Source organism: Acidobacteriota bacterium (assembly GCA_016184105.1).
Lineage (GTDB): Bacteria > Acidobacteriota > Vicinamibacteria > Vicinamibacterales > 2-12-FULL-66-21 > JACPDI01.
Genome location: JACPDI010000057.1, coordinates 66988 through 74836 on the forward strand (window position 1 = coordinate 66988; position 7849 = coordinate 74836).

The following is a 7849-nucleotide window of genomic DNA, read 5'->3' on the forward strand; positions in this document are numbered from 1 at the left end:
CCGCTATAATGTCGGCCGAATGGCGAAGAAGCAGCGTTTCCTCACAACGCCGGTCGAACCATTCCGCGTCGAGGCCAACCTGAGCGCGGAGACGGTCCTCGCCCGCATGGAACGCATCTCGTTCCAGGGGCGCAACCTCGCCACAGCCCATCGCATCTGGCAGAAGATGCTCGAGTCGGAGGTGACCATCTTCCTGGGCATGGCCGGCGCGCTCAGCGCCGGCGGGCTCCGGCTGCTCATCGCCCACCTGATCGAGCATCGCTACGTCGACTGCCTCGTGTCCACGGGCGCGAACCTGTATCACGACCTCCACGAGACCCGCGGCCGGCGCCACTTCATCGGCTCGCCCCGCCAGGACGACGCCGCGCTGCAGGAGGCGCGCATCGACCGCGTCTACGACACGTACGCAGACGAGGACGAATTCTGCGAGAACGACGAGTGGATTGCCCGCTTCGCCGCAACCCTCGAATCGCGTCCCTACACGTCGCGCGAGTTCCTGTACAAGCTGGGAGAGCATCTCTGGCGCGAAACCGGGCAGGACGGCATTCTCACATCCGCGTACCGGGCGAAGGTCCCGATCTTCTGCCCCGCCATCGCGGACTCGTCGATCGGCATGGGGCTGTCGCAGGCCCGGCATCACACGCCCGGCGCGGGACAGATCGACATCATCGGCGACATCATCGAATCGGCGAACATCGTGATCCGCCGGCCGCACACCGCGTCGATCGTGCTCGGCGGTGGTACGCCGAAAAACTTCATCAACCAGGCCAGCGTGCAGGCCGAGTTCTACGACGACCGCGTCGGCGGACACCGCTTCGCCCTGCAGATTGTCACCGACGTGCCGCACTTCGGCGGGGCATCCGGCTCCACGCTGGACGAGGCGAAAAGCTGGGGCAAGCTCGCGACCGACGCCGAGCAGGTCACGGTCCACGCCGACGCGACAATCGCCACGCCGCTGCTCGTGACGGCGCTGGCCACGACGTCGGCCGGCCGCGCGAGCGCGCGGCGGCGACCCGAGTTCGACCCGGCAGGCCGCGTCTTGAGGGTCGATGGCCGGCCCCTGCCGGACGGCCGCTACGAGGCACGTGAATGAAGCTACCCGTCCGCTACGACTACGGCGACCCGTCGATCTTCGGCGGCGCCACCGCCAATCCCCCGGAGTTCGACACCGCCCGCGTCGTGATTCTGCCGATCCCGTTCGAGCGCACGACCTCCTACGTGCCCGGCACCCGCAGCGGGCCGCGCGAGATCATCCAGGCTTCCTCTCACATGGAACTGTGGGATGAAGAACTGCAGATGGACGTCCACGAGGTCGGCATCTACACGCTCCCGGAGATGGAACTGCCCTTCGGCGAGATGGCGGAAGTGATGGCGGAAATCGAGCGCGTCGCGTCCGAGATCTTCGCGAAAGACAAGTTCCTCGCGGCGCTCGGCGGCGAGCATTCGATCACGCCGCCGCTGGTGGCCGCAGCGGCGAAGCGGCACCGCGGCCTCCACGTGCTGCAACTGGACGCGCACGCCGACCTCCGGGACAGCTACATGGGGACGAAACATAACCACGCGTGCGCGATTCGCCGCACCCTGGAACACGCCCCGGTGACGCAGGTCGGGATCCGCAGCCTTTCGGTGGAGGAGGCTGAGGCGATCCCCGGCTTGAAGACCACCATCTTCTACGATCACGACATGCGCCGCGATCCCGCGTGGATGGACCGCATCGTCGCATCGCTCGGAGATCCGGTTTACATCACGGTGGACGTGGACGCGTTCGATCCGGCAATCATGCCCAGTACCGGCACTCCCGAACCCGGCGGCCTGTCGTGGTACGAGGCCACGGCCCTGCTTCGCAGGGTCTTCGCCGCCCGCACCGTCGTCGGGTGCGACCTGGTCGAGTTGTGCCCCATGCCCCCCTTGGTCGCCCCCAACTTCCTCTGTGCCAAGCTCGTGTACAAAATGCTCGGCTATCGGTCAGCCCGGAGATAGCTATACACCTGAGCCTGTATACGCGGTATACTATGCCGCGTGGTGACCGCCACCGTTGACCGTCATCCGCTGATGGCGCAGGCGTTCGCGGCGCTCGAACGGGGTCAGGGGGCCCAGGCTGCCGAGCTGCTGTCCCGGGCCAGCCGCGACCCCCGCCTGCCCAGGGCCGAGACGACCGCCCTGCGCTGCGGGCTGGCCGAAGCCTGGCTCCTCCAGGACGACCTGCCCCGGGCGGCCGACGCCCTCGGCAAGCAGCCGGACGAGATCCGGGAGCGGCTGGATCCCACGCTGCTCTCCAATCTCTGGCGGCTTCACGCCCAGCTGGCCACGGCGCGAGGGGAACCGTCCCGGGCGGTCGCACTCCTTGGACGGGCGCTGAAGCACGCCGACCGCGCCCACGACTCCAGGGCGATTGGCCTTGCGCACTACGAGCTCGCCATCTGCTATCGCAAGGTGGGCGATGCGGCAATCGTCCGCGAGCACCTGAACGCCGCGGCCCCGGCGCTTCACGCCGCTGGCGACCGCCGCCACTTGGCGCTCGTCCACTCTCTCTCGGGGATCACCTTCGCCCAGGACGGCCGGTTCGAGGACGCGATGTCGGCCCTGCGCCAGGCGGAGCGACTGGCGGGAATGGCGGGCGCCGACGACGTGGTGGCGACCGTCTGCGGGGATCAGGCGAACGGCGCCCTGATGCAGCACCGGTACGAACAGGCGCTGGCGCTCGCCGAGCGCAGCGTCTCGCTGCAGGAGCAGGTCGGGTCGCCTCACGGCCTCGCGGTGGCGCTCGCCTCGCTCGGGCAGATCTGCGTTCGGGTCGGGAACCTGGCGCGCGCGGACCAGGTGTTGAACCGCGCCCTCGACATTCCAAGCCCCACGCACTTTCGCCGCGAGACGCGGGGCGCCGTGCTCGACACGCTGGCCCAGATTCACCTGATTCGCGGTAATTACCGCGCGGCCAACGACTGCCTGCGGCAGGCGCGCGAGGCGTACGGCGAATACGGGCTCCAGACGAGCCGCTGGTACGAGTGGTCCATTCGCGTGCTCGAAGCGCGGGTCGCGTTGCGCGAGCGACGCGTCGATGACGCCCTGGCCCTCGCGGGCGAGACGGCGCAGGCCATTTCCGCGCCCCCCATCGAGGCGCTCCAGGCTGGCCTCGTGGCGTGCGAAGCCCTGCTGGCTGCCGACCGCCTTCACGAGGCCTCCGAACACCTGTCAGACGTGGGGGCGAGGATCGATCCGGCCAGCATGCCGGGCCTGTGGGGAGAGTTCCTCCGCGTGCGCGGATCGCTGCACGCACGGCTCCGCAAACCCACCGAGGCGTACCACGATCTGAGCCAAAGCGTCAGCGTCTTCGACCTGCTTGGCGAACGCTACCAGGCGGGATTGAGCCAGCTCGCGCTCGGGGTGCTCGCCGGCAGCGCCGGCGCCCGCTCGCGCGCGCGCAAGCACCTGAGCGAGGCGGCGGCCATCTTCGAAAGCCTGGGGGCGCAGCCGGATCTGGCGGACGCCCGCGATGCGGCGCTCAGCATTCCGACCGCGGCGACCGGCGAATACGTCGGCCCCCAGGTGGACGGCGATGATGCCGTGGTGCGGAGGCTGGTGGACGCGTCCAGCGTGCCCGATCTGCTCGGGCGCGAGGCGGCCAGCGCCATACTCGAAGCGTGCGACGCAGAGTCGGCCGTCCTCTTTGTGGAGCCGGCCGGGACCGAGCCGCGGGTCATCGCGTTTGCGGGGTGCGACGCCCACACCGCGAAGGCGCTGGCGGGGGCCGCGGCGCGCGGTGCCACCTACGGATCGGCCATGCTCGTCGAGCCGCTCGGCCGTGACGCCGACGGCCCGCGCTTCGCCGTGGTCACCTCGGCGCGGACGTTCAGCGGCATGCTGGCGCAGCGCTTCCGCACGATTGCGGCCGTGACGCGTCAGGGTTTCGAGCTGGCCCGCGCCCGCGGTAAGGGGTTCGAAGCGACGTCGACGGCGGCGGAGCACTCGCTCGAGCCGCTCCTGCCCGGGTTTGTCTGCGCCAGCCCGGCGATGAACCGCGTGGTAGGGTTAATCCAGCGCCTGCAGGGAAACGACCTGACCGTCCTGCTGACGGGCGAAAGCGGCACGGGCAAGGACCTGGTGGCGCGCGCGATCCACGCAGGATCGACGCGTCGCCCCGCGACCTTCCTGCCCTTCAATTGCACGACCGCGACGCGCGACCTCGCAGACAGCCAGTTGTTCGGGCATCGGCGGGGGGCCTTCACCGGCGCGGTGTCGGATCAACCCGGTGTCATCCGCTCGGCCGCGGGCGGCACGCTGTTTCTCGACGAAATCGGTGACCTGCCGCTGGACGTGCAGCCGAAGCTGCTCCGCTTCCTTGAACAGGGAGAGATTCTTCCCGTCGGTGAGACGCGGCCAACTCGCGTGGACGTGCGCGTGATTGCCGCGACCAACGCCGACCTCGAGCAGCGGGTGGCGGAGGGGCGGTTCCGGGAGGACCTCTTCTATCGCCTCAGCGTCATCCGGATCCACGTGCCGCCGCTGCGCGATCGGCGGGAAGAGGTCCCGCACCTGAGCACGTATTTCGTGCGAGAAGCGGCGGAACGGCTGGGAAAACCGGACGTTCGGCTGTCGCCCGAGACGCTCGATCTCTTCGACGTCTACAACTGGCCGGGCAACGTGCGCCAGCTCCGAAACGAGATCCATCGCGCCGTGGCGATGGCGCCGGCCGGCAGCAGCATCGGACCGGACCATCTCTCCCCCACCCTGGCCGCGCTCAACGCCTCGTCTCCTGCGCCGCGCCGGGGCCGCGGGCAGACGCTGGCGACCGCCGTCGAGAAGCTGGAGCGCGACATGATCAGGGCGGCGCTCGAAGACAGCAGCGGCAACATCTCGGAAACAGCGCGCGTCCTCGGCCTGACGCGCCGGGGCCTGTACCTGAAGCTCCAGCGGCTCGGAATATCGGCCCACGCATGACTACCAAATATCCACCAACATATTGACCGTTTACTTGGTATCCAAGGCCCGGCTGTCCCACGTCCTCCTGAGAACAAAGCCTAAACCCATCTCATCGTTGGGTTTAGGGCGTTGCTGAGCCCGTCCCGAGAGACCGGCTCCGAACCCGGCGCGCAGCTTGATTAAGCACGAGCCGGGTTTTACCGGAGGACCCCGAACATGGAGCGATTCAGACTCGTTCAGGGCGGCGCGCCCCAGCAGCGCGCAGCCGAACGTCGGCCCATTCAGGTTTCAGGTCAGATTGTGTGGAAGGACTCGCGCGGCACGACGCGACTCTCCCGCGTGGTGACTCGCGACATCAGCGATACGGGCGTTGCCGTGGATTGCGTGAACGGCGCGCCCATCCCGTTGTACCGGCTGGTGTATTTCCAGGTCGATCGCAACGAACGTCAGCACGGGTCGCTGCCCGAGGCGCTGCGGCGGAACGCGGTCCTCGCGGCCGTCTACCGCGTGGCGCCGTGCAGCGAGGACACCGGCGTGCCCGGCGGATACGCGTTGCGGCTGCTGGTCGAACCGCAGGCGATGGCCGCGGGGCCGGCGGCGGTCAGCTGCGCGGTCTAAATTCAGGGTTCAGGGTTTATGGGTCTGGCGGCTGCTCCCCTCCGCCAGGCCCCGTTTTGCTTCAGGACTTCTTCAGCGCCTCGAGCTCGCGGCGCGCGTCGGCGGCGTACAGCGACTCCGGGAACTCCTGCACGATACGCGAGTAGGTCTGCTGCGCTTCGCTTTTTCGCCCGGCCTTCGCATAGACCCGCCCAAGTTGTATCAGCACGCCATCAAGCGGCAGGCTGGCGTCGGGGTCGGCCGACAGCTCTTTGTAAATGGCGATCGCCCGGTCGTGGTCGCCGCTGCCGGAGAGGAGGCCGGCGAGCCCGAGCCGCGCCATTTCCGCGTAGATGCCGCCCTGATCGACCAGTTCCTGGTAGCGCGCCTGGGCCTCGGCCCGGCGCCCGAGTGTCGCCAGCGCGTTCGCCGCGAAATAACGGGCAGCCCGCCCTGCGTCGGTCGATGGATACTGCGTGTACACCGCGGTGAGCTTCGGAACGGCCGCCTGGAACTTCGTCTGCTCGCTTGGATACGTGCCCGCCGGTGGTTTCGGGGCCGGCTGGCCGGCGGCCGGAGGCGCCGGCGTGACGACCTCCGCTTCGAGCGTCGTCATGGCGTCGGCGAGGAGCGCCGAGGCGCGTGATTCCGCCCGCGCCCGCCAGGAAAAGTAGCCGGCGGCAGCCACGGCCAGCACCAGGATCGCGGTCACGGCGAGCATCAGTTCCCGGCGGCGCGCGACGACGACATCGCGCGTGCGGTCGACAAGTGCAACCAGCTCGTTTTCTTTCAGGTGGTGTCTTTCAGATCGTTTCACGCCGCATCACTCCAGTCGGCCCGGCCCTTGGCGTCCGGGATCCCGCCGCAATAATGGTGCGCCCGGCGCGATTCGAACGCGCGGCCCCCGCCTTAGGAGGGCGGTGCTCTATCCATCTGAGCTACGGGCGCGGGAACAGCACATTGTACCTGAGAAAAACGCCGGGGTTTGTTATATTCCCGCGCGTGGGGCGCGAGCCGTTTGTCTGGGAAGTGCACGTTCGGCGGGAGATGATCGAGGACGAGGTCGCCCGCCTGCGGGAGGTCTCTCACGCGGTGTGGCGTGAGGCGATTGGCGTGCCGCGCGTCAAGAAGATCACCGGCCGCGACAGCCGCGAGTACACGGTGACGGTTGTCGCCGAGTGGGTGCAGCGCGGCTCAGATCACATCCGGGTGACGGCGTCGCTCGCCAGTCCAGGCCTGCGGCGGTCCGTTCTCCGGCAGGCCTTCGTGATCACCCCGGACAACCAGTTCGTTTAGTAGCGCAGCAGGACGAACAGATTTTCCCCCTCGAGCCGGGCCCGGCCCTTCAGCTCCACCAGTTCGATCAGGAACGCCAACCCGTGCACGTTTCCCCCCAGTTTCCTGACCAGGTCGACGGTCGCGCGTGCGGTGCCGCCGGTCGCGAGCAGGTCGTCCACGATCAGCACGTTCTGGCCTCTGACGACCGCATCCTCGTGCATCTCGAGGCTGTCGCTCCCATATTCCAGATCGTACGTCACGCGGATGGCTTTCGCGGGGAGCTTGCCCAGCTTTCGAACGGGCACGAACCCCGCGCCGATCCGATCGGCGATGGCTCCTCCCAGGATGAACCCGCGGCTCTCGATGCCCACGACGAGATCGATGCCCTTGCCTTCGAACGGCATCGACAGGCTGTCGATGGCCATCCGAAAGCCGTCGCGATCGCGCAGCAGCGTGGTGATGTCGTAGAACAGAATGCCGGGCTTGGGGAAATCGGGCACGCTGCGGATCTTCTGTTTCAGTTCGTTCATTCATCTCCTCAGGATCGGATCGAAAACCCGTGACGGTCTTCAGGGGGCAGCGCTTCGGCTGCGACGTGCTCGACGATCGCGGATCGCGGGCCGCGGTTGAGCGCGCGTTCGAAGCGCAGGACGCTTTGCTCTTCGCCCTGCGCCACGGCCTCCACGCGCCCATCCGGCAGGTTACGGACGTAGCCGGAGAGGTGTTCGGCGCGTGCCTGCTCTTCGGCGAAGAACCTGAAGCCGACGCCCTGCACGCGCCCTGAGACTATGAATCGCCGCGCAACGATCACGGTTCGGTCGTGGCCGCCTTCGTCGCAGCTGCCAGCACCGGTTCCAGCCTCTTGCCCCGGAGCAGCTTGTTGAACGCCTCCACATCGGTGCGGAGCGCCGCGTCGAGCCGCGCCAGTTCCTTGTCCAGGCGCGCCGACAACTCCTTGAACACCTCGTAAGACTGGGCGGTCGGCTTCGCATCACCACCCTCGACGATTCCCTGGAGGGCGGCGAGCTTGTTGTTCAACTTGATCGGGAAGTTC

Annotated in this window: 9 protein-coding genes and 1 tRNA gene; 5 read left to right on the forward strand and 5 right to left on the reverse strand. The window is 68.1% G+C overall.

The window, feature by feature from the left end; translation table 11 throughout:
- The first annotated feature begins 19 nt into the window (after nucleotides 1-19).
- From HYU53_18315 to HYU53_18330, 4 genes are all read left to right on the forward strand, one after another.
- Nucleotides 20-1093, forward strand: a complete 1074-nt coding sequence (locus HYU53_18315) for a deoxyhypusine synthase family protein (protein ID MBI2223148.1) — start codon at nucleotides 20-22, stop codon at nucleotides 1091-1093.
- Entirely contained in the window at nucleotides 1090-1980 is an 891-nt protein-coding gene (gene speB, locus HYU53_18320; GenBank protein ID MBI2223149.1) for an agmatinase, read from the forward strand. The genes HYU53_18315 and speB overlap by 4 nt, the downstream gene beginning before the upstream one ends.
- 42 nt (nucleotides 1981-2022) lie before the next feature.
- Nucleotides 2023-4938, forward strand: coding sequence for a sigma 54-interacting transcriptional regulator (locus HYU53_18325; GenBank protein ID MBI2223150.1), 2916 nt, complete (start codon nucleotides 2023-2025; stop codon nucleotides 4936-4938).
- A gap of 321 nt (nucleotides 4939-5259) precedes the next feature.
- Nucleotides 5260-5538 carry a hypothetical protein gene (locus HYU53_18330; protein ID MBI2223151.1) on the forward strand — a complete coding sequence of 93 codons (279 nt, stop codon included), beginning with the start codon at nucleotides 5260-5262 and terminating at the stop codon, nucleotides 5536-5538.
- Between the two features lie 61 nt (nucleotides 5539-5599).
- Here HYU53_18330 and HYU53_18335 read toward each other — a convergent pair whose 3' ends face one another.
- Nucleotides 5600-6334, reverse strand: coding sequence for a tetratricopeptide repeat protein (locus HYU53_18335; protein ID MBI2223152.1), 735 nt, complete (start codon nucleotides 6332-6334; stop codon nucleotides 5600-5602).
- Nucleotides 6335-6388: 54 nt separating this feature from the next.
- Nucleotides 6389-6465, reverse strand: a tRNA-Arg gene (locus tag HYU53_18340).
- 54 nt (nucleotides 6466-6519) lie between these two features.
- On the opposite strand from HYU53_18340, the gene HYU53_18345 reads away from it, so the two are divergent.
- Nucleotides 6520-6813, forward strand: a complete 294-nt coding sequence (locus HYU53_18345) for a hypothetical protein (protein ID MBI2223153.1) — start codon at nucleotides 6520-6522, stop codon at nucleotides 6811-6813.
- Here HYU53_18345 and HYU53_18350 read toward each other — a convergent pair.
- Genes HYU53_18350 through HYU53_18360 form a run of 3 tightly spaced genes read right to left on the reverse strand, consistent with a single transcriptional unit; the run spans nucleotide 6810 to nucleotide 7833 of the window.
- Entirely contained in the window at nucleotides 6810-7325 is a 516-nt protein-coding gene (locus tag HYU53_18350) for an adenine phosphoribosyltransferase (protein ID MBI2223154.1), read from the reverse strand. The genes HYU53_18345 and HYU53_18350 overlap by 4 nt on opposite strands.
- Before the next feature lie 8 nt (nucleotides 7326-7333).
- Entirely contained in the window at nucleotides 7334-7606 is a 273-nt protein-coding gene (locus HYU53_18355) for an acylphosphatase (GenBank protein MBI2223155.1), read from the reverse strand.
- The gene (locus HYU53_18360; GenBank protein ID MBI2223156.1) at nucleotides 7603-7833 is read right to left on the reverse strand and encodes a hypothetical protein; all 231 of its coding nucleotides are present in this window, start codon (nucleotides 7831-7833) and stop codon (nucleotides 7603-7605) included. The genes HYU53_18355 and HYU53_18360 overlap by 4 nt, the downstream gene beginning before the upstream one ends.
- Nucleotides 7834-7849: the final 16 nt, after the last annotated feature.